The sequence below is a fragment of the Streptomyces sp. NPDC041200 genome (assembly GCF_055591805.1).
Genome location: NZ_JBVIZF010000017.1, coordinates 56869 through 77645 on the forward strand (window position 1 = coordinate 56869; position 20777 = coordinate 77645).

19 protein-coding genes are annotated in these 20777 nt (G+C 71.4%); 6 read left to right on the plus strand and 13 right to left on the minus strand.

Translation table 11 applies throughout. From position 1 onward, the window contains the following. Window positions 1-7 precede the first annotated feature (7 nt). The 11 genes from ACZ6CL_RS29350 to solA form a co-directional block, all read right to left on the minus strand. On the minus strand, window positions 8-673 hold the full coding sequence (locus ACZ6CL_RS29350) for a haloacid dehalogenase type II (RefSeq protein WP_468941019.1): 666 nt from the start codon (window positions 671-673) through the stop codon (window positions 8-10). Window positions 674-702: 29 nt separating this feature from the next. Then, window positions 703-1641, minus strand: coding sequence for an aldo/keto reductase (locus ACZ6CL_RS29355; RefSeq protein WP_468940873.1), 939 nt, complete (start codon window positions 1639-1641; stop codon window positions 703-705). Beyond that, window positions 1641-3137, minus strand: a complete 1497-nt coding sequence (locus tag ACZ6CL_RS29360) for an aldehyde dehydrogenase family protein (protein WP_468940876.1) — start codon at window positions 3135-3137, stop codon at window positions 1641-1643. Before ACZ6CL_RS29360 ends, ACZ6CL_RS29355 begins: the two co-directional genes overlap by 1 nt. Window positions 3138-3175: 38 nt before the next feature. Then, window positions 3176-4150, minus strand: a complete 975-nt coding sequence (locus tag ACZ6CL_RS29365; RefSeq protein ID WP_468940879.1) for a succinylglutamate desuccinylase/aspartoacylase family protein — start codon at window positions 4148-4150, stop codon at window positions 3176-3178. 71 nt (window positions 4151-4221) lie between these two features. Further along, on the minus strand, window positions 4222-5616 hold the full coding sequence (locus ACZ6CL_RS29370; protein ID WP_468940882.1) for an aminotransferase class III-fold pyridoxal phosphate-dependent enzyme: 1395 nt from the start codon (window positions 5614-5616) through the stop codon (window positions 4222-4224). Then, window positions 5613-6476: an ABC transporter permease gene (locus ACZ6CL_RS29375; protein WP_468940884.1), complete on the minus strand. Its 864-nt coding sequence runs from the start codon at window positions 6474-6476 to the stop codon at window positions 5613-5615. The genes ACZ6CL_RS29370 and ACZ6CL_RS29375 overlap by 4 nt, the downstream gene beginning before the upstream one ends. Next, window positions 6473-7411 carry an ABC transporter permease gene (locus ACZ6CL_RS29380; RefSeq protein WP_468940887.1) on the minus strand — a complete coding sequence of 313 codons (939 nt, stop codon included), beginning with the start codon at window positions 7409-7411 and terminating at the stop codon, window positions 6473-6475. Before ACZ6CL_RS29380 ends, ACZ6CL_RS29375 begins: the two co-directional genes overlap by 4 nt. Before the next feature lie 3 nt (window positions 7412-7414). Continuing rightward, window positions 7415-8515 carry an ABC transporter ATP-binding protein gene (locus ACZ6CL_RS29385; protein ID WP_468941020.1) on the minus strand — a complete coding sequence of 367 codons (1101 nt, stop codon included), beginning with the start codon at window positions 8513-8515 and terminating at the stop codon, window positions 7415-7417. 28 nt (window positions 8516-8543) lie between these two features. Beyond that, a complete protein-coding gene (locus ACZ6CL_RS29390; protein WP_468940889.1) occupies window positions 8544-9638 on the minus strand; it encodes an ABC transporter substrate-binding protein in 1095 nt (364 codons plus the stop codon). Beyond that, a complete protein-coding gene (locus ACZ6CL_RS29395; RefSeq protein WP_468940891.1) occupies window positions 9638-10651 on the minus strand; it encodes a M14 family metallopeptidase in 1014 nt (337 codons plus the stop codon). Before ACZ6CL_RS29395 ends, ACZ6CL_RS29390 begins: the two co-directional genes overlap by 1 nt. Before the next feature lie 32 nt (window positions 10652-10683). Continuing rightward, window positions 10684-11817: an N-methyl-L-tryptophan oxidase gene (gene solA, locus ACZ6CL_RS29400; RefSeq protein WP_468940892.1), complete on the minus strand. Its 1134-nt coding sequence runs from the start codon at window positions 11815-11817 to the stop codon at window positions 10684-10686. A gap of 159 nt (window positions 11818-11976) precedes the next feature. Here solA and ACZ6CL_RS29405 point away from each other — a divergent pair, with 159 nt between their 5' ends. Continuing rightward, window positions 11977-12720, plus strand: coding sequence for an IclR family transcriptional regulator (locus tag ACZ6CL_RS29405; RefSeq protein ID WP_468941023.1), 744 nt, complete (start codon window positions 11977-11979; stop codon window positions 12718-12720). 216 nt (window positions 12721-12936) lie between these two features. Then, window positions 12937-15636 (plus strand): carbohydrate-binding protein, encoded by a 2700-nt coding sequence (locus ACZ6CL_RS29410; protein WP_468940894.1) that lies wholly within the window; start codon window positions 12937-12939, stop codon window positions 15634-15636. A 36-nt stretch (window positions 15637-15672) separates the two neighbouring features. Here ACZ6CL_RS29410 and ACZ6CL_RS29415 read toward each other — a convergent pair whose 3' ends face one another. Then, entirely contained in the window at window positions 15673-16608 is a 936-nt protein-coding gene (locus ACZ6CL_RS29415) for a LysR family transcriptional regulator (protein ID WP_468940897.1), read from the minus strand. A gap of 128 nt (window positions 16609-16736) precedes the next feature. On the opposite strand from ACZ6CL_RS29415, the gene ACZ6CL_RS29420 reads away from it, so the two are divergent. Continuing rightward, window positions 16737-17618, plus strand: a complete 882-nt coding sequence (locus ACZ6CL_RS29420) for an alpha/beta fold hydrolase (protein WP_468940900.1) — start codon at window positions 16737-16739, stop codon at window positions 17616-17618. Between the two features lie 77 nt (window positions 17619-17695). After that, the gene (locus tag ACZ6CL_RS29425; protein WP_468940902.1) at window positions 17696-18496 is read left to right on the plus strand and encodes a maleylpyruvate isomerase family mycothiol-dependent enzyme; all 801 of its coding nucleotides are present in this window, start codon (window positions 17696-17698) and stop codon (window positions 18494-18496) included. Window positions 18497-18517: 21 nt separating this feature from the next. Here ACZ6CL_RS29425 and ACZ6CL_RS29430 read toward each other — a convergent pair whose 3' ends face one another. Then, a complete protein-coding gene (locus tag ACZ6CL_RS29430) occupies window positions 18518-19285 on the minus strand; it encodes a hypothetical protein (protein ID WP_468940905.1) in 768 nt (255 codons plus the stop codon). Window positions 19286-19420: 135 nt separating this feature from the next. Between ACZ6CL_RS29430 and ACZ6CL_RS29435 the strand changes: the two genes are divergently transcribed. Both ACZ6CL_RS29435 and ACZ6CL_RS29440 read left to right on the plus strand, forming a co-directional pair. Beyond that, window positions 19421-19927 (plus strand): mycothiol transferase, encoded by a 507-nt coding sequence (locus ACZ6CL_RS29435; RefSeq protein WP_468940907.1) that lies wholly within the window; start codon window positions 19421-19423, stop codon window positions 19925-19927. 84 nt (window positions 19928-20011) lie between these two features. After that, complete coding sequence (locus ACZ6CL_RS29440; RefSeq protein ID WP_468941026.1) at window positions 20012-20773, plus strand: ArsR/SmtB family transcription factor; 762 nt, start codon at window positions 20012-20014, stop codon at window positions 20771-20773. Window positions 20774-20777: the final 4 nt, after the last annotated feature.

Here is a 20777-nt window from a genome sequence, read left to right on the forward strand (position 1 = left end):
GGTGCTCCTAGCAACCCAGCAGGGCGGGCAGGCCGGACAGGTCGGAAAGCTCGTCGTAGGGCTGGTAGGCGGTGCTGCCCCGGCGGCCGAACCGGTTGATCCACACCCGGCGGGCCAGCCCCAGGTCACGGGTGGGGATCAGGTCGTACTCCCAGCCCTGGGCGGTGTGGATGACCTGGGACGGGTCGACGCCGATGGTCTTGTACGCGTACTCGAAGGTCTGCCGGGACGGCTTGTACGCCCCGGCCTGCTGGGCCGTGATCACATGGTCGAAGTCCACGCCGACGCGCGCGATGTTCTGGGCGATCAGATCGTCGTCGGTGTTGGAGATGATGGCGATCTCATAGCGGGACTTCAGGGCCCGCAGCGCCTCCGGCACCTCGGGGAAGGGCCCGAACCCGGCCACGGCCTCCACCAGGGCGTCGCCGTCGGAGGTGCGGAACTCCAGTCCGTGCAGCCGCATCGCCTTCTCCAGGCTGGAGTGCAGCACCTCGTCGTAGGGGCGGTACGCCTCCAGGACCGCCTGGAAGCGCATCACCCGGAAGTTGTCGAGGAAGACGTCCACATCGAGCCCGTCCATATCGAGCCGGTCCCGCAGCGTCTTCAGGGTCGCGGGGACGAGTTCGAAATCGACGAGGGTGCCATAGGCGTCGAAGGTCACTACCTGGCGCATGTTCTCCACCTCACTGGTTGTCATGGGGGTCAGACCACCCGCTCGCCGGGGGCCACGATGTCGTCGAGGGCGGCCAGATCGGCCGCGTCCGGTATCCATTCGGCGGCCGCCGCGTTGGCGGTGGCCTGGTCCGGGGTCATCGCTCCGCAGATCACGGAGCCCACCCCGGGGAGTGCGGCGAGCCCGCCGACCGCCACCCGCAGCAGCGGCTGGCCGCGCTCGGCGCCGTACGCCGTCAGCGCCTCGACCCGGTCGAGGGCCGCCTCTGTCAGCCACCCCTCCCGCCAGGACAGCCTGCTGCCCGGCGGCGGTGGTTCGCCGCGCCGGTACTTGCCGCTGAGCAGGCCGTTGGCCAGCGGATAGTACGGCAGCAGCGCGGTGCCCAGCCGGGCGGCGGCGGGGGCCAGCCCGGTTTCGGCGGTGCGGTCCAGCAGGTGGTAGCGGACCTGGGTGGAGACGAACCCGGCCACCAGCTGCGGCCCGGTCATGTTGGAACAGCCGTAGTGGCGCACCACGCCCTCGGCCACCAGCTCATCCAGCGCGGCGGCGGTCTCGGCGACCGGGGTGACGCCGTCCGGCTCGTGGTACTGGTACAGGTCGATGTAGTCGGTGCCGAGCCGCCGCATCGACCTTTCCACGGCGTGCCGGATGTACGCCCGCGAGCCGCGCGGGCCGAAGCGGTCGTACTCCGGTCCCATGGCCATGCCGAACTTGGTGGCCAGCACCACGCGCTCGCGACGGCCCTTGAGGGCCGCGCCGAGCAGCCGTTCGCTGTCGCCCGCCTGGCCGCCGCCCCCGCCGTATCCGCCGTAGGTGTCGGCGGTGTCGAAGAGGGTGATGCCCGCGTCCAGCGCGGCGTCGACGACGGCCCGGGTGGCGTCCTCGTCCAGCCGTGAGCCGAAGTTGTTGCCGCCGAGGCCCACCACCGAGACGCGTGGCCCGGTGTCGCCAAGCTGCCGGTAGCGCATCAGCCCTCCCCCGCCGCCGGGCCCGCGCCGAAGCCGACGCACACGTTCTTCAGCTGGGTGTAGCTGTCCAGGGCGGCCAGGCCCTTCTCGCGTCCCCAGCCGCTGTGTTTGTAGCCGCCGAAGGGCAGCTCCACTCCGGTGCCCACGCCCACCGCGTTGATGTTGACCTGCCCGGCCCGGATGCCGTCGGCGAGCCGCAGCGCCGTGTTCATGTCGCGGGTCCATACGTACGAGGACAGGCCGTACGGGGTGTCGTTGGCGAGGGCGAGCGCGTCCGCCGCGTCGTCGAATTCGATGACGGTGATGACCGGGCCGAAGATCTCCTCCTGGGCGGTGCGGGTGTCATTGGTGAGCCCGGTGAGCACGGTCGGCTCGATGAAGTACCCGTCGGCGAGCGCCGGATCGGCCGGGCGGCCGCCACCGGTACGGACCACGGCGCCCTCCTCGCGGGCCAGCCGCAGATAGCCCTCGACCCGGTCGCGCTGCCGGGCGGAGACCAGCGGCCCCAGGTCCGGGTCGGCCGGGCCCGGCCCCAGCCGCAGCGACGCGGCGTGGGCGACGAGCCGGGCGGTGAACTCCTCGGCGAATCCGTCGCCGCGCTGCAGCAGCAGCCGGGTACCGGCCGAACAGGTCTGCCCGGCGTTGCCGAACACCGAGCCCGCCACCGCGCCCAGCGCCAGGTCCACGTCCGCGTCGGCGAACACCACGCTCGGGGACTTGCCGCCCAGCTCGACCACCGAGGGCACCACATTGGCGGCCGCGCTCCGGGCCACCGAGATCCCGGTGGCCACCGAGCCGGTGAAGGTGATCTGGTCGATTCCGGGGTGTCCGGAGAGGGCCGCGCCCGTCTCGCCGTCCCCCGGCACCACATTGAGCACCCCGGGCGGCAGCCCGCACTCCAGGGCGATGCGACCGATCTCCAACGGCGTCAGGGGCGCCTCCGGGGACGGCTTGAGCACCACCGTGCAGCCCGCCGCGAGGGCGGGGGCGCTGCCCCGGGCGGTGTTCTGGAGCGGGTAGTTGAACGGGATGATCTGCCCGGAGACCCCGATCGGCTCCCGCACGGTGTAGTCGAGCAGCCCCGGTCCGAGCGGCACGGTCGTACCGCCCAGCTTGTCGGCGACGCCCGCGTAGAACTCGAAGTAGCGGGCGGCGGCCTCCACATCGGCCCGCGCCTGGCTCAGCGGCTTGCCCACGTCCAGCGATTCCAGCCGGGCCAGGGCGGCGGCCCGGGCCCGGATCTCGGAGGCGATGCGGAACAGCAGCCTGCCCCGGTCGGCGGGGCGCAGCCGCGCCCAGTCGGCGGCCTCCAGGGCGCTCCGGGCGGCCGCCACCGCACGGTCCACATCGGCCGGACCCGCCTTCGCCACCTGGGCGATCGGGGTGCCGTGGGCCGGGTCGAGGACGGTGAAGCTGGCGCCGTCCGCGGCGAGCGCGGGCTTGCCGTCGATGAGCAGTTCGGTGACAGGCTCACCGGTGATGGGCTCATCGCTCATGGGCCCATCGGTGGCGCGACCCGTTTCGGGCTCCGCCGTCATGGCCGGATCTCCCCCTCCACGGCGCCGAAGATGACCACCTCGTCGCCGGGGCGTACGGTACGGAGCCGGCGCACCCACAGCACGATGCCGTCCTGCGGGGCGCGCACCTCCTCCAGCACGGTGCCGTAGTGGTCGGTGACGGTGCCGATCAGATCGCCCTCCTTGCACTGCTCGCCGGGCGCGGCGTGGCCGAGGAAGAAGCCGCCGTCCGCCGAGCGGGCGAAGGTGCCGCTCACCGCCGTGTAGCCGGTGCGCCGTTCGGACTCGCCCTCGGTCATGCCCAGTTGGCGCATGATGTTGCGGACCGAGCCGACGTGGAGGTCCACGGTCTCCTCGCGGTACGTACCGCCGCCCGCCTCGATGGTGATGGCGGGCTTGCCCGCCTGCAGGGTGGACAGCCGGGCCGTACCGCCCCAGGAGCCGCCCTTCCAGATCAGCTCGTGTCCGGCGGCGAGGCCGATGGGGGTGGCCAGCTCCTCGTAACCGCCCTGGACGATGGTCAGCGGGGCGATCTCCCCGAAGGTGCCGCCGGTGTGCAGGTCCACGAGGGCGTCGATGGCGGGGATGACCTGGTCGACGAAGGTGGCGGCGAGCCGCAGCGAGTACGAGCCGTCCGCGTCGCCGGGGAAGATGCGGTTGAGGTTGGCGTGGTCGAGGCCGCTGGTGCGGGCTCCGGCTTCGAAGGCCGGGGTGTTCACGCACGGGATGCCGACGAGGGTGCCGCGCAGGGTGGTGGGGTCGGTGGTGGCGACGACGCGGCGGACGGCCTCCATGCCCTCGTACTCGTCGCCGTGGACACCACCGTCCACGCACAGCACCGGGCCGGGGGCGGTGCCGTTGACGACGAGCAGCGGGATGCCGAGCTGGACTCCGTAGGAGTGGGCGCCGACCGGGATCAGACCCTGGGCGCGCTCGCCGGGGGCGCAGGTCACGGGGCCGATGGTGTAGGGGGCGACGTCGGTGATCGTCATGGGCGGAAACCTCGTGTCTGTGAATTGCTGTGAGCGTCTGTGAGTCGCTGTGAGCGCTGTGAGCGGGCGTTTCAGGCGGTGGGGAGGTGGGCGGCGGCCTCGCCGAGGGTGGCGCCGATGATGTCGGTGATCCGGTCCAGCAGCGCGCGGTCGCTGATGAGCGGCGGCGCGATCTGCACGAGCGGGGCGGCGCGGTCGTAGACGCGGGCGAGCAGTCCGGCCTCGCGGAGCCGCCGCGGGATGAGGTCGCGCACGAGCGCGGCGCGCAGGGGTTCGCTGAAGGCGCCGTGTTCGCCGTCCCCGGCGAGTTCGACGGCGTAGAAGAAGCCCTCGCCGCGGACGTCGGCGACGATCGGCAGCGCGCTCAGCTCGGCCAGCCGCTTGGCCAGGTGGTCCTGGCCGTCGCGGACGCCCGCCAGGATGCCGTCACGTTCGATGATGTCGATGCTGCGCAGGGCGATGGCCGCGCACAGCGGGTGTCCGCCGAAGGTATAGCCGTGGTTGAGGACTTCGCCGGGGCGGTTGAGGACATCGGCGACCCGGTTGCTGATCATGGTGGCGCCCATGGGCGCGTAGCCCGCGGTCAGCCCCTTGGCGAGGGTGATGAGGTCGGGGCGGGCACCGTAGCGGTCGCCGCCGAACCATTCCCCGAGCCGTCCGAAGGCGGTGATGACCTCGTCGGCGGCGAGCAGGAAACCGTACCGGTCGGCGAGGCGTCTGAGCCCCTGCCAGTACCCGGCGGGCGGCGGGATGCAGCCGCCGCGGTTCTGTACGGGCTCGGCGATGAGCATGGCGACGGTCTCCGGGCCCTCGTCCAGGATCGCCGCTTCCGCGTCGGCGAGGAGGAGTTCGGTGAAGGCGGCGTCGTCGAGCGGTTCGGGCAGCCTGCCGCGGTTGGTGTCGGCGATGAACCGGGTGGTGACGGCCGCGGGCCCGTACGGCTGGGTGAGTCCGGGGTCGTCGGTGAAGGACAGCGCGCCGAGCGTCAGCCCGTGGTAGGCGCCGTGGCGGGCGATGGCCTTGGTGCGGCCCGGTTCGCCGCGCAGTGCGTGGTATTTGCGGGCGACCTTCCACGCGGTTTCGACAGCCTCGGAGCCCCCGCCGCTGAAGAAGGTGTGGGTGATGCCGTCGGGGGCCAGCCCGGCGAGCCGGTCGGCGAGGGCGAGCGCGGTGGGGTGCGCGGAGCTGGACCACAGCGGGCTGTAGCACAGCTCGCCGAGCTGGTGGCGGGCCGCGTCGGCGAACTCGGCGGCGTAGCCGTAGCCGAGCTGGGCGCAGTACAGCCCGGACAGTCCGTCGATGTAGCGGCGGCCGTCGGCGTCGTAGACGTACGGGCCCTCGCCGCGGGTGACGACGAACAGATCGCGGCCCGGGGCGCCGATGGATCCGTTGGCGGTCATGTTGAGCAGCAGATGCCGCTCGGCGGTGGCGGGACCGGTGGTGGGGAGGGCTTCGGTGCTGGTCATACGGCGTCGCCTCCGGGGGCGAGTCCGGCGGCGTTCTCCACCGACAGCAGTGAGTGCTGACGTCCCGAGCCGATCCAGCGCACCAGGCCCACCAGGACGAGCGCGAGCACCGCGAAGGCGATGAGCACGGCACTGACCGCGGTCACGCTCGGGTCGACGTCGTAGGAAAGGGCGTTGAACACCTGCACGGGCAGGGTCACGGTGTTCGCGGAGGACAGGAACTGGGAGATGAAGAACTCGTCGAAGCTGGTGATGAAGGAGAAGATGGCGGCCGCGACGATGCCGGGCGCGGCCAGCGGGAAGGTGATCCGGCGGGCCACGGTGAGACGGCCCGCGCCCATGCTGGCGGCGGCGTCCTCCAGCCGTTCGTCGATGCCGCGCAGGGTGGCCACCAGGATCATCACCGCGATGGGCGACGCCAGGACGGTGTGGCCGAGCGCGATGGCGATCGGGCTGCCGAGCATCGCGGCGGGTTCGAAGAGCAGGAACAGCCCGAGCGCGGTGACGACCTGCGGGATCAGCAGCGGGCCGAGCACGAGGGCGTACACCGCGGAGCGCAGCGGCAGTTCGCTGCGGGTGAGCGCGGTGGCCGCGGTGATGCCGAGGACCACCGAGAACACGGTGGTGATGGTGGCCACCAGCACGCTGAGCGACAGCGCGGCGGGCCATTTGCTTCCGTCGGCGAAGAGCGCCCGGTACCAGCCGAGGGTCCAGGTGCTGGGCGGGAAGGAGCCGAAGGCGTCGCCGCCGAAGGAGGTCACGACGATGACGATGATCGGCATGGCCAGGAAGAGCAGGATGAGGGTGGCGGCGGCGGTGAGCGCGATCCGTCCGGTCCAGGTGCCGCGCAGTCCGATCATGACGTACTCCTCTTCTTCGCGCCCTCGCCGATGGACCGGGCGGTCTTGAGCAGCAGCAGTCCGGCGAAGGTGATGAGCAGCAGGACCACGCCCTGGGCGGCCGCCCCGTTCCACTGGTCCTGCTTCATCACCTGGTCGTTGATGAGGGAGGCCACCATGGTCTGCTTGGTGCCGCCCATCAGGGCCGGGGTGATGTAGTAGCCGAGGCACAGGATGAAGCTGAGCAGTCCGGCGCTGGCCAGGCCGGGGGCGACGAGCGGCAGATAGACGCGGACGAAGATGCGGACGCGTCCGGCGCCCATGCTGGCCGCGGCGGCGAGCAGCCGCCGGTCGACGCCGCGCATCACGCCGTACAGCAGCAGGACGGTGTACGGGAGCATCACGGCGGTGGTGCCGATGACGACGCCGGTCTCGTTGTAGAGCATCCGGAACGGGGCGCCGGGCACCTTGAGGCCGGTGAGGGACTGGTTGGCCAGGCCGTGGTCGCCGAGCAGGATGATCCAGCCGTAGGTGCGCACCAGGGCGCTGATGAAGTGCGGGACGACGACGATCAGCATGACGAGCCCGGCCCACATCGGCCGCAGCCGGGAGAGCGCGTTGGCGAGGACGAAGCCGATGGCGAGGCTCAGCAGGGATGTTTCCGCGGAGATCCGCAGGGTGGTGAAGAGGACGGAGAGATTGGCGCCGCTCAGCGCCTCGGCGTACCAGTGCAGGGTGAGCGATCCGTCGGTGCTCTTCAGGCTGAGCAGCAGGGTGCCGAGGATGGGGAAGACGAAGAGGACGAGCAGGTAGAGGACGATCGGCGAGGCGTTGAGCAGGCCGATCCGGGCCCTTCGGGTGCCCACCAGCCGGTGGCGCAGCCCGCGCGGGCGGCTCGGCTTGGGGGCGCTGTGGGGGCGTACGGGCGTGGCGGGGCGTACCAGGGATCCGGCCATGGCTCAGCCGTCCCCGTCTGCCGGGTAGACGTTGATGTCCTCGGCGTCGGCGGTCAGTCCGACCCGCTCGCCGGTGACAGGGGCGCGCCCGGCGGGCACTTCGAGACGGAGCGGCGGAGTGTCCTCGGCGATCCGTACGTCGGTGCGGACGAGGGTGCCCACATAGGTGACGGTTTCCACGGTGCCGGTACAGAACCCCTGATCGGGGGCGCAGATACGGAGCCGTCCGGGCTGGACAGCGGCCTGCACCGGGTGGCCGGGGCGGAGGGGGTGGGGGCGCGCGGTGAGCAGTCCGCCGTGGTCGAGGCGGACCAGGGTGACGTTGTCGTCGCCCTTCATCACCCGGCCGGGGAGGAAGTTGGCGGCGCCGAGGAAGTCGGCCACGAACGGGGTCCGGGGCCGCTCGAAGAGTTCGCGCGGGGTGTCGAACTGGTCGATGCCGCCGTCCCGCATCACCGCGATGCGGTCGGAGAGGACCAGCGCCTCTTCCTGATCGTGCGTCACATAGATGACAGTGAGGCCGAGTTCGCGCTGGATGGCCTTGATCTCGATCTGGAGCTGGTCGCGGAGCTTCTTGTCGAGCGCGCCGAGCGGTTCGTCCATGAGGATCACCGGCGGGCGGTAGATCAGCGCCCGGCACAGGGCGACGCGCTGCTGCTGTCCGCCGGACAGCTCACGCGGGCGGCGTCCGGCGAATCCGGCCATGCCCGCCATCTCCAGGGCCTCGTGCACCCGCCGCCGGATCTCGGACTTGCCCACGCCGCGCAGTTGCAGCGGGAAGGCGAGGTTCTCGAAGACGGTCATGTGCGGGAAGAGCAGGTACTGCTGGAAGACGAAGCCGAAGCCGCGCTTCTGCGGGGCGAGCCGGGTGACGTCGCGGCCGCCGACGGTGACGGTGCCGGAGTCGGGTTCGACGAATCCGGCGACCATCATCAGGGTGGTGGTCTTGCCGGAGCCGGAGGGGCCGAGGAAGGTGACGAACTCCCCCGCCGCTATCTCCATCGAGGCGGAGTCCACGGCCACGGCGCTGCCGTAGGTCTTGTGGAGCCCCACGATGGACAGGGCCTTGCCGGTGGCCTGCGTCTGCGGGGACGCGGTGGTCATGGCGGGTGCGGGGTCGGCGATGTGGAGGTCAGGCACGGGACCACTCCAGCCAGCGCTTGTTGATGGTGTCTTCGTTCTTGATCCACCAGGCCACGTCCAGGTCGAAGCCGGATTCCAGGTGGGCGGGCGAGCTGGGCAGATTGGCCTTGATGTCCTCGGAGAGGTGGTCGTAGGCGGACGGGACGACCGGGCCCATCGGATAGATCTTGGCGAAGGCGGCCTGGACGTCGGGCCGCAGCGAGAAGTCGATGAGCTGGTAGGCGGCGTCGGTCTTGTCGGTGCCCCGGGGGATGCCCCAGCCGTTGGACTGCCTGCGGGCGCCGTTCCACTGGTACGCCATCGGGCTGCCGCCCTTGATCAGCGCGTCCAGCCGCCCCTGCCAGACGCTGGTCATCACCACTTCCTTGCGGCCGAGCAGCACTCCGGGGAGCGCACCGGTGTCCCAGTACTTCTTCACCGAGCCCTTGATCCGGTCCATGGATTTGAACGCGCGGTCCACGTCGAGCGGGTAGAGCTTGTCCATGGACACGCCGTCGGCGAGCAGGGCGAATTCCAGCTCGGGCAGGTCGGCGTCCTGGGTCTGCAGGGAGCGGCTGCCGGGGAACTTCTTCGTGTCCCAGAAGTCCGCCCAGGACGCGGGCTTGCGGTCACCGAAGGTGTCGGTGCGGTAGGCCATGACGCTGGCCCAGTAGTTCTTGCCGACCGAGTAGTCGGTGACGAGCGTGCTCGCGATCCGGGCCTTCTTGAAGTTCTTCAGCCGGTCGTGGTCGAGCTTCTGCAGGGCGCCCTTCGCACCGAGTTTCATGAAGTCGGCCATCGAGTCGTCGATGACGTCGAACTGCGGCCTGCCCTGCTTGATCTGGGCGAGCATCTGGGCGTACTGGATGTTGACGACCCGGATGGAGATGCCGGTTTCCTTGGTGAAGGCGTCGTACAGCGCCTTCTGGTTGGCGTCCCCGTAGGTGCCACCGCTGTTGCGGACGGTCAGGGTCTTCTTGCCGCCGCCGCTGGCGGCGCGGCTGGTGCCGGTGCCACAGGCGGCCAGCGACGGCAGGGCGGCGACGGCGGCGAGGCCACCGGCTCCGCGCAGCAGCGCTCTGCGGCCGATCAGGGGATCTCTCATCACTGCACCTCCGGGTTGTGCGGGTCGGGCGGGTCGAGCGGATTGGCGGTAAAGGGGGTCGCGAGGGCGGCGAGTTCGGCGCCGGTGGCGACGGTGAGGCCGTCCATCCCGTAGAAGAGGCGGCCGGTGGCGGGCGCGGTGACCTTGTGTTCCCGGCCGTCGGCGGGGTCGACGAGGCGGCCCAGGATCTGGCCTTCGGCCACGTCCCCGCCACGGTCGGTCTCCGGGTACCAGAGCCCGGTGGCCGGGGCGGTCACGGACGCGGCCCACACCCACTCCCGGGTGGCCGGGCGCTGTTCGGCTTCCGGCAGCGGGCCGAGGGTGCCGAGGTGGCGCAGCAGCCGGAAGAGGCCGTCGAGCAGGGTGCGTACGGTGTCGGGGTCGCGGTCCCCGAGCTGGCCGGTCTCGATGAGGATGGCGGGCACGCCCCGGCGGGCGGCGGCGGCGTGGCTGTTGCCGCCGGCGGCGTCGGTGCCGAGGATGACATCCGGGTAGCCGACGGCGTGGGCCATGCCGCGGGCCGTGGCGTCCAGTGCGGCATCGCCGGTGAGGCGGTAGCCGACGAAGTCGGTCAGGGTCTCGTCGATGCCCCCGCTGTGCAGGTCGGCGTAGGCGTCAGCGCCGGGCAGCAGATGGGCGAAGAGCCAGTCGGCCAGCCGCTCGGTGGGACCACCGCCCGGGTCGCCGGGGAAGACCCTGTTGATGTTGACGCCGTCCAGCGGGGACACGCCGAGGCGGCCCTGGTAGACGGCCGGAGGGTTGGCGACGGGGCAGAGCACGACCTGTCCGCGCACCTCCTCGGGGGTCAGCAGAGCGGCCAGCCGCGTGGCGGCGTCGACACCGGCGAACTCGCCACCGTGCACTCCGCCGGTGAGCACGACGCGGGGGCCGGGGCGGACACCGTGGACGAGCGTGACCGGGAGGCCGACGGTGACCGGGCCGAGGTCCACGGGGACGGTGCCCCGGGTCTTGCGGCCGGTGTCGGCGGTCAGCGGACCGACGGTCAGTGTCATCTCGTACCTTCCGTGAGGGGTTGCCCGAGGGGTCAGGCCGTGGCGCGGTCGCGCGTGGACAGGAAGTCGATGGGCTGGAGCGTGTCGCCGTCCAGGGCGAGGTCGGCCGCGATGTCACCCATGGCGGGCGAGAGCTTGAAGCCGTGCCCGGAGAACCCGGCCAGCAGCACGATGTCCTCGCAGCCGGGCAGCGGGCCGACCAGCGGGCGGCTGCTCTCGGTGTAGCCCTCCATGAAGACCGAGAGCCGCACCGGGTCGGGGTGCAGATCGGGCATGTAGCGGCGGGTCAGCTCGGTGAAGACCGCCAGTTCCTCCGGTGCCACGGTGCGGTCCAGCCGCTCCGGGTCGGGCACCGCGCGGTGCAGGGCGCGGGAGAGGCCGAGCTTGACCGAGATGCCGTCGGGTGACGGCAGCCCGTAGCAGTGGGTGGGCGCGGTGCGGATGAAGGCGGGCGCCTCGGCGCCGTGCCAGTCGTGGCCGGTGGGCAGGAACCAGGCGTTGACCAGCCGCCGGATGTCCACCTCCCACTCCAGGTCCGGCAGCAGTTCATTGACCCACGGGCCGACGGTGACCACGGCGGCGTCGTACGTCTCGGTGCCCCGGTCCGTACGGACGGCCACGCCGCCGCCCGCGGGGACCACCTCCCGCACCGGTGTGTAGCGGTACAGCCGGGCGCCCAGCCGCTCGGCGCGGGCGGCCGCGGTGTGCACGCTCAGCTCGGGGCGCAGAAAACCGGCGTTGCGGTCCAGTACGGCGGCGTCGCCGTCCTCGATACGGAACTGGGGGAAACGTTTCTCCAGCGCGTCCGCGTCCAGCACCTCGTGGTCGAGGCCGTGTTCGGCGATGGACTCCAGGACCGTGCTCATCTGGTGGTGCTCGGTGGGGCCCATGAGCAGACATCCGGTGAGCCGCCGCAGCTCACGACCGGTCTCCCGCTGGAGTTCGTTCCACAGCGCGTCGGCGTGGCGCAGCAGCGGCACGTAGCGGGAGTCCTCGAAGTGGGCGCTGCGGAAGATCCGGGTCTCGCCGCCCGCCGCGCTCCGGTCGTGGCCGGGGGCGTACCGGTCGTAGCCGGTCACCTCCGCGCCCCGGGAGGCCAGCCGCCACATGGCCTGGCTGCCCATGGTCCCGGTGCCGATCACCGCTACGCGCTTCCTCGTTGCCACGGATGCCTCCTGGGGTGGAGTGGCGAGATTTCCCAGACGGCCTGTTCCACAATGTGGCATGCCGTGCTAGATTGCAGCATCAATGTCGCAGCGCTCCAGGGACCGGTCAAGGGCTCGTGCAGCGAAACTCCAGAACTTAATGGCGGAAACCAGATGGAAATGAAGAGCGTGATCCGCAGCCTTCGCATCCTCGAAGCGGTCGCCCAGCACCAGCCGGTGACCGTCGGCGAGCTGACGAAGATCTTCGGACTGCCCAAGTCGACCGTGCAGCGCACCCTCGTGACGCTCAACGAGGCGGGCTGGCTGCGCGCCAGCCGGGGCGACACCACGCGCTGGGAGGTCGGCGCCCGGGTGCTCGCGGTCCGCCCGGCGGCGCACCAGGGGTCGAGCCTGTTCGCGGCGGCGCGCGAGCCGATGTGCCGGCTGCGCGACACGGTCAACGAGACCATCCACCTGTCCGTCCCGGACGGGCTGCGCTGCATGGTCATGGTCGACCGGGTCGACTGCACCCAGGCGGTGCGCACCTACCACCAGGTCGGCGACACCTCGCCGATGCACGCCACGGCCACCGGCCACGCGGTCCTCGCCCTTCTCCCCGCCGACGAGGTCGACGAGGTCATCACGGACGGCCTGGACCGCTACGGCGATGCCACCATCACCGATCCGCAGGAGCTGCGCGCGGAGCTGGAGCGGGTCCGGCGGGACGGCTACGCCGTCAATCGCAACCAGTACCTGCCCGACGTCTGCGCCATCGCCGCGCCGGTCGTGGCGGGGAGCGGAACCCCGGTGGCCACCGTCGCCATCTCCATGCCCGACTCCCGCTACGACCCGCACGAGGTGGACCGGTGGGGGCGGCTGGTGGCCGACACCGCGGCGGAGATCAGCGCCCGCCGTTTCGAGTGATGCCATTTTTCGGGTGATATCCGGGCCATGCTCGGCGAGCGAAGAGGTTTTTGTCAATAAGTCGATTTATCCATTGACGGACTGGGTTCAATGACAAATACATCGGACCTGTAGCTCGAGATTCCCGCGATCCCCGCCGCGAATTCGCCTCCATCCGTTGACCCCATCCGATGTTTCTCCTAGGTTTCGGTCGACCCTGAACACTGGAGGCGGTAGATGAGATCCACGCTCAGGCGCATTTCCATGGCCGCCGTCGCGGCCATGGCCGTTCTCACCGCGGCACTGCCGGGCACCGCGACGGCCCAGGGAGAGCAGGGGCGGCAGGGGCGTACGTACTACGTCGCCACCTCGGGCTCCGACCGGGACAGCGGCAGCCGGAGCCACCCCCTGCGCACCATCAGCCGCTGCACCGACCTGGTCCGGCCCGGGGACACCTGCCTGATCCACCGCGGCACCTACCGCGAGCGGGTCGCCCCGCCCTCGGGCCTCGCGGGGGCCCCGGTCACCCTCGCGGCGTACGGGGACGGGCCGGTCACCGTCGACGGGACGCGCACCGTGACCGGCTGGAAGGACGCGGGCGGCGGTCTGGTGGCCGCCGATGTGAGCCTGCCGCTCGCCCGCGACGAGAACGCGCTGTTCCTCGACGGCGGCCGCGCCATGGAGGGCCGCTGGCCCAACTCCGGCCCCGATCCGCTCAATCCGTCCTGGGCGGTCGCCGAGCGCAGCTCCACCGACCAGCACATCAACGACCCCGACCTGCCGGCCGGTGACTTCAACGGCGCCACCGTCCATCTGTGGGCCGGATCCAACCCGTGGAGCCAGCAGACCGGCACCGTGACCGCCACCGCGGACGGCGCCCTCGATTTCAAGGGCGGCAATTACCGCTGCACCCCGCTGTGCATGGGCGACCAGACCTACCGCAACTATTACCTGGTGGGTGCGAAGGCCACGCTCGACCAGCCCGGCGAGTGGTATTACGACACGGGCGAGAAGCGGCTCTACCTGGTCCCGCCCAAGGGCGGCATGGCGGGCCACACGGTGACCGCGAAATACGAGAAGTGGGGCCTGGACCTTTCCGGCAGCTCCCATGTCACCGTCCGCGGGCTCGGTGTGTGGGGCACCTCGCTGCGCACCGGGGAAAAGAGCACCGGTGTGCTGGTGGAGGGGCTGCGCGCCCGCTATCTCTCCGAGTTCTCCACGCTGCCCATGCCACGCGACGACGAGCTGGCCATCCCGCCGGGCGAAGGACACATCGTCGCCTCCCGGGTGCTCGACTCCGGCGTCCAGATCCTCGGCACCGGCAACACGCTGCGGGACAGCGACATCGGATACTCCGCGGGGACCGGTGTGCTGCTGCGCGGCAGTGGCAACACCATCACCAACAACTACATCCACGACGTGGGCTGGATGGGCAGCTACACCCCCGGCATCGAGATCAACGGCAGCGGCCAGACCGTCACCCACAACACCGTGCGGCGCACCGGCCGAGCGAGCATCGACACCTCCTGGCAGCTCAACGGGGTGCCCTTCAAGGACAACCGCATCGCCTACAACGACCTGTCCGAGGCGATGCGCACCTCCCGCGACGGCAGCCCCTTCTACGTCTGCTGCAACCTGGACGCGACCGGTACGAGCATCGACCACAACACCGTCCATGACGCGGACGGCCAGGTCGGCTACTACATCGACAACTCCTCCAGCCAGTTCCTGCTGCACCACAACGTGGCGTACAACACCGGCACCCGCGGCACCTTCTTCAACGGCCACAGCGGGGTCAGCCTCGGCAACCGCGACCACAACTCGACGTACGGGGCGGGCGTCTCCACCGCCGTGCGGCTGAGCGGCGCGACGGACGCCACCGGTACGTACGTCAGCAACGACGTGGCGCTCGCCCCGATGGAGATCTCCGGGCCGGGCGATCCCGGCCCCGTGGTGCGCAACAACCTGCTGCCACCGGCCGACCCCCGGTACACCGACGCCCGCAACGGCGAGCTGTGGCCACGGGCCGGATCTCCCGCCATCGACGCGGGCGAGAAGGTCGACGGGGTGACCACCGGGGTACGCGGCGCCGGGCCCGACCAGGGCGCGTACGAGTACGGGGCGCCGATCTGGTCGGCCGGGTGCAACCTGGCCGGGTGTGAGTCGCGGGTGCGCAACGACGGGTGGAAGGCCGCCTTCTCCGGGGGCGGCGACGCGTCGGCCGCCGTCGACGGTGTGCAGACCACCCAGTGGAAGGCGGGCACCGCCCAGGCCGCCAGGCAGGCGCTGACCCTCGACCTGGGCGCGGCGAAGTCCTTCTCCCGGCTGGCGGTCGACGCCGGTCTGGACGCCACGGGCCACCCGTACGGCTTCACGGTGTCCGTCAGCCGCGACGGCCAGGACTGGGGCGCCCCCGTCGCCCGCGTCGCGGGCCGCTCCTTCACCCAGGACGCGGTCTTCGAGCAGCGCACGGCGCGGTATGTACGGATCGAGCTGACCGCGACCGGTGACGTCCCGTGGGCGGTGAACGAGATCCGGCTGTACGCGGACGGGCCGGACGCGGCCAGTACGCTGCAGGCCGAGCGGGCGGAGGTGCTGCGCGGCGGCTCGCGCGGCGACGCGGCGACGGGCGTGCTGGGCTCCGGCGGTCTGGTCGGCTTCCGACAGGTCGCGTTCGGGGCGGACGCCGCCGAGCGGCTGACGGTGCGGATGGCGTCGGCGGGCTGCGGCAGTCGCTGCGCGCTGCGGCTGCGGCTGGACGGCCCCGAGGGCCGGGTGGTGGCGACACTGCCGGTGCGGGACACGGGCGGCGCGGACCAGTGGCGGGAGAAGTCGGTGCGGCTCGCGCGCGGGGTGACGGGCACGCATGACGTGTACCTCGTCGCGACGGGCGCGCGGAAGGTGGCCGCGGTCGACTGGCTGACGCTGCGCGGCTGACCCATCCGATGAGCGCGGCTGGAGCGCCTCGGTTCGTCAAGGGCGGCCGAGGCGCTCCAGCCGTTCGTCCACCCCGGGGCACAGTTCCCGGGCCGTGTCCAGGAAGGCCGCGAGGACCGGCGAGCGGTCCTGGGCGCGGAAGGACATCACCAGATCGGGCAAATCCACGCGCGGGCTCACCTCGCACACCCAGGTGCCCGGCCGTGGGGCCGCCCGCAGACACGCCGGGCCGAGCCCCACCCCGACGCCGCACGAGGCCAGTCCGATGATGGTGTGCACGTCGCGGGCGTCGGTGACCCCGCCGCCCGGCGCGGCCGCCCCGGTTCCGTCGCCCAGCAGCGCGTCGAGCCATCCGGCGACCACCGGTTCCTCGTCCTCGGGGGCCACGATCAGATGCTGCCCTCTGAGCTGCTCGACGCCCACTCTCGGCTGCCCGGCCAGCGGATGGGCGCCCCCGACGACCGCGACCAGATGGTCCCGGCCGACCGTGAGCGACACCAGGTCCTCGGCCCCGGCGCCCCGGGGCGCGCCGCGCCCGATGCTGATGTCCAGCTCGCCGTCGAGCAGGGCCGTCGCGGACTGGCAGGTCGACATCTCGTGCAGTCCCAAGCGCACCTCGGGGCGCTCCCGGATGAACCGGCCGAGCAGGGACGGCAGCAGTTCCAGCAGCGCCGAGCCGATGAAGCCGAGCCGCAGCCTGCCGGTCTCGCCCCGGGCGGCCCGGCCCGCGTCGGACACGGCGCCCGACATCTCGGCCAGTGCCCGCCGCGCCCTGGCCAGGAACGCCTCTCCCGCAGCGGTCGGGAATACGCCGCGCGCCGTACGGTCGAAGAGCCGGGCGCCCAACTCCCGCTCCAGCGCTGCGATTTGCTGGGACAGCGGGGGCTGGGCGATGCCGAGGGAAGCGGCCGCCCGGCCGAAGTGCTGGTGGTCGGCCAGGGCCAGGGCGTATCGCAGGTGTCGTGCTTCCACAGGGCGATGATATCGAGGGGGTATCGGAGGGCCGGTCGTGAGATATGGCCCTGGATGACGCCCGGCAGCCGGGGTGGACTGTCGCCATGAGCGATCGGCCACTCCTGGCCAGGAAAGGGTGTTCAGCGATGATTTTCGACCATCACGGAGACTCCGTCCGCACGAACCGTGCCACCGTCAACGGGACGAGCCTCCACTACCGGACGGGCGGATCCGGTCCGGCGGTGGTGCTGCTGCACGGTGTGCCCAAGACGGGCTACCACTGGCGCCACCTCGTCCCGAAGCTGACGCCGCGGCACACGGTCGTCGTCCCCGACCTGCGGGGCCTCGGCGACTCCGCCCGTCCCGCGGGCGGCTACGACTCCGCGACGATGGCCGACGACATCGCCGCGCTCATGGCACGCCTCGGACACGGCTCCTACAGCGTGATGGGCGAGGACTGGGGAGCGGTGATCGGCTACCAGCTCGCCGCCCGGCACCGCGACCACGTCAACGCCCTCGTGTTCGCCGAGGCGTTGTTCCCCGGGTTCGGCTTCGAGGACCACACCGCGCTCACCGAGGACAACGTCTCCAGCGGGATGCACCTGTGGCATCTGGGCTTCTATTTCCAGCCGGACGTGCCCGAGATGCTGATCGTCGGGCATGAACGCGAACTGATCACCTACATGATCAAGAACGAGCGCAGCCTTCCCGACACCGCCACTCCCGACGCGGTCGACGAATACGTGCGCTGCTACTCCATGCCCGGTGGCATCCGCGCCATGCTCGCCGTCTACCGCGCCATGCTCGTCGACGCCGAACAGAACCGGCGAGCGGCGCGGAAGGCGCTGGACGTCCCGGTTCTGGCACTCGGCGGCTCGGCGTTCATCGGCGACCGGAACGAGGCCCAGATGCGGCTCATGGCCCGCGATGTCACGGGCCATGTCTTCGACGCCGGACACGACCTCGCCGAGGAGGTACCGGACGAGGTCGCCGCCGTGGTGCTGCCGTTCCTGGCGGGACGGGGCTGACGCCACCGGCGCGTCCGGCGCGCCGAACGGCTCGTTTCACCGGTGCCCGGGGCTCCCGCCGATGGCACAGTGATCGCATGGACTTCGCCATCGCCTTCCACCGCGAGATTCTGGCGTTCGAGGCCGTCGCCCGCCGGGCCGCCGACGAGGACACGGCGCCACTCGTGCCGTCGTGTCCCGGCTGGTCGATGGCCGATCTGGTGCTGCATCTGGGAGGTGTGCACCGCTTCGTCGCCCGGATCATCGAGGACGGGCTGGCGGAGCCGCCGGACCTCACGGACGTGGCAGTCTTCGCCCTCCCCGAGGACCGCGCCGGCTGGCCCGCGCCGGAGGGCGGACCGCACCGCGAACCGGTGCCACCGGGCCTGGTCGAGTGGTTCGCCGACGGGGCCCGGGCGCTGGAGGCGCACTTCCGTAACGGCGATCCGGAGCAGCGGGTGTGGACCTGGTCGCGGGAGCAGACTGCCGGATTCTGGTGGCGGATGCAGACCATCGAGGCGGCGCTGCACCGCTGGGACGCCGAGAGTGCGCTCGGGGCGCCCGGGCCCGTCGAGGCCGCACTCGCGGCGGATGCCATCGCCCAGACGTTCGAGGTCATGGCCCCGGCCCGGCGCGCCTGGAAGGAGGCGCCACCGGGCGAGGGCGAGCGGTTCCGGCTGCGGCAGACGGACGGACCGGGCGTCTGGACGGTGTCCTTCGAGGGCGACGAGGTACGGCTCGACGGGGACCCCGCCGGGCCGTGCGACCTCGAACTGACCGGATCCGCCTCGGACTTGATGCTCTTCCTCTGGCAGCGGATCCCCGCCGACCGGCTGGCTCGGGTGCGGGGCGAGAGGGCGATGGCCGACCGCTACTTCACCCTCGTCCCGCCGGTGTGACGGCCCGCGCGACCACCCGGTTCACTCCGGCCGCTGGTCGTACTCCTGGGAGATGACCTCGACGCGCCGCGTGCTCTGGTCGACGCGTACGGTGTCGAGCCCCAGGGATTCGAGCTGCCTGATCGCGTCCGCCTCCGCCACCGGGTCCAGCACCCGCAGGGCGATGGCCGGGTCCTCGCCACCGTCCGCGGGCAGACCCGCGAGCAGTGACTTCATCAGCCGGTCGGAGCTGCCCTCGGGTGCCTCCGCGCCGACGGCCATGTGCACCATCAGCTGCTCCACACCGGTCTCGTTCCACCGGGCGTGCGCGATCCACACCGCGTGCACCCCGGGGAAGTCCAGCAGCCGGTCGCGCAGGGCGTCGCGCAGGGCCACCGCGCGCGGATGGGTGGACCGGGCGAGGGTCAGCGTACGGTCCTCGGGGAGCCGCTGGCCGCGCTGCTGGAGGACCTGGTGCAGCAGGGACATGGGCACCCCGGCATAGCCCTGGGGAGAGAACACCGACAGGGTCGCCACCTTGGTCTGCCGCTCGATGTCCAGCAGCCGCGCCACATCACAGTGCACCGCCCCGGCGGCCTCCGGAAGCCGCTCCCGGCAGCACTGTTCGCTGGTGTATCCGGGCAGGCTCGGGCCGCTTCCCTCCATCCCGACGAACATCACCGAGCCGTTCGCGTCCGCGGGCACGAACACCCCGAAGTCGACGATGGCGTTGAGCAGTTGTTCTCCTTCGGTCCGGGCGGCCTGACGGTCGAGTATGTCGGCGAGTACCGGGTTCCCTGTTGTTGTCACGCCCCGAGCATAGAAGCGGTCCATCCAGGTGACGACGGCCGGGTTCCCGGGCGCCGCCGCCGGGTCGCGTACCCGTACTCGCGGTGTGCGGATGCCACCATGAGCGGGCGGGGACGACGAGCGAGGGAGCCACGCGTGAAGAGCGCAGATCTGCTGGCCGACGCCTTCGGCCGGGTGCGGGAGGCCGTGCACGAGGCGGTCGGGGGGCTCACCCCGGACGACCTGGTCGTGCGCCTCGACGACGGCGCGAACTCCATCGCCTGGCTGGTGTGGCATCTGACCCGCGTCCAGGACGACCACGTCTGCGACGCCGCCGGTATCGAACAGGCCTGGACCGCCGAGGGCTGGTACGAGCGGTTCGGGCTGCCGTTCTCCCCGACGGCCACCGGCTACGGCCACCGCGGCCGGGACGTGGCCAGGGTCCGGGCCACGTCCGATCTGCTCACCGGGTACCACGACGCCGTGCACGAGCGGACCGTCGCCTACGTACGCGAACTGCGCAACGCCGATCTGGACGAGGTGGTGGACGAGGCGTGGACCCCGCCGGTGACCCTCGGGGTGCGGCTGGTCAGCGTCATCGATGACGACCTGCAGCACGCGGGGCAGGCGGCGTTCATCCGCGGCGCGCTCGGCAGACGCTGAGCGATTCGGCGAACCACGCGGCCAGGTTTTGCCGTCATTGACATGCAGGTGTTTGCCTGCATAACGTGAAGCGTGAGTTCGGAGATGGACAAGGTCTTCAAGGCGCTGGCCGACCAGACCCGGCGGTATCTGCTGGACCGCCTACACGAGCGGGGCGGTCAGACGCTCGGGGAGCTGTGCGAGCGCCTGGCGATGACACGGCAGTCGGCGACCCAGCACCTGGGGGTCCTGGAGGCCGCCAATCTGGTCAGCGTGGTGCGTCGGGGGCGGGAAAAACTGCACTACCTCAACCCCGTTCCCCTCCATGAGGTGCAGGAACGGTGGATCGACAAGTTCGAGCGCCCCCGCCTGAGAGCGCTCGGCGCGGTGAAACGACAAGCGGAGGACGCCATGGCCGAGAGGCCGACGTACAGCTACGTCATCTACATCGAAAGCACCCCGGAGAAGGTCTGGCACGCGCTGACCGACGCCGACCTCACGGCCGCGTACTGGGGCCACAGCAATGTGTCCGACTGGCAGCCCGGCTCGGCCTGGGAGCACCGGCGTACGGACGGCAGCGGCATCGCCGACGTCGTGGGCACCGTCGTGGAGAGCGTGCCGCCCGAGCGCCTGGTGACCACCTGGGCGGCCCCCGGTACGGAGCCCGCCGGCGGCCCGTCCCGGGTCACCTTCGAGATCGAGCCGCACGAGGAGATCGTCCGGCTCACCGTCACCCATGAGAACCTGGCCGACGAGGCCGAGCGCGAGCAGGCGGCCGGTGGCTGGGCGGCGGTGCTGTCCAACCTCAAGTCCCTGCTGGAGACCGGAAGCCCGCTGCCGCGCGAGCCCTGGCGAGTGGGGCGCTGAGCGA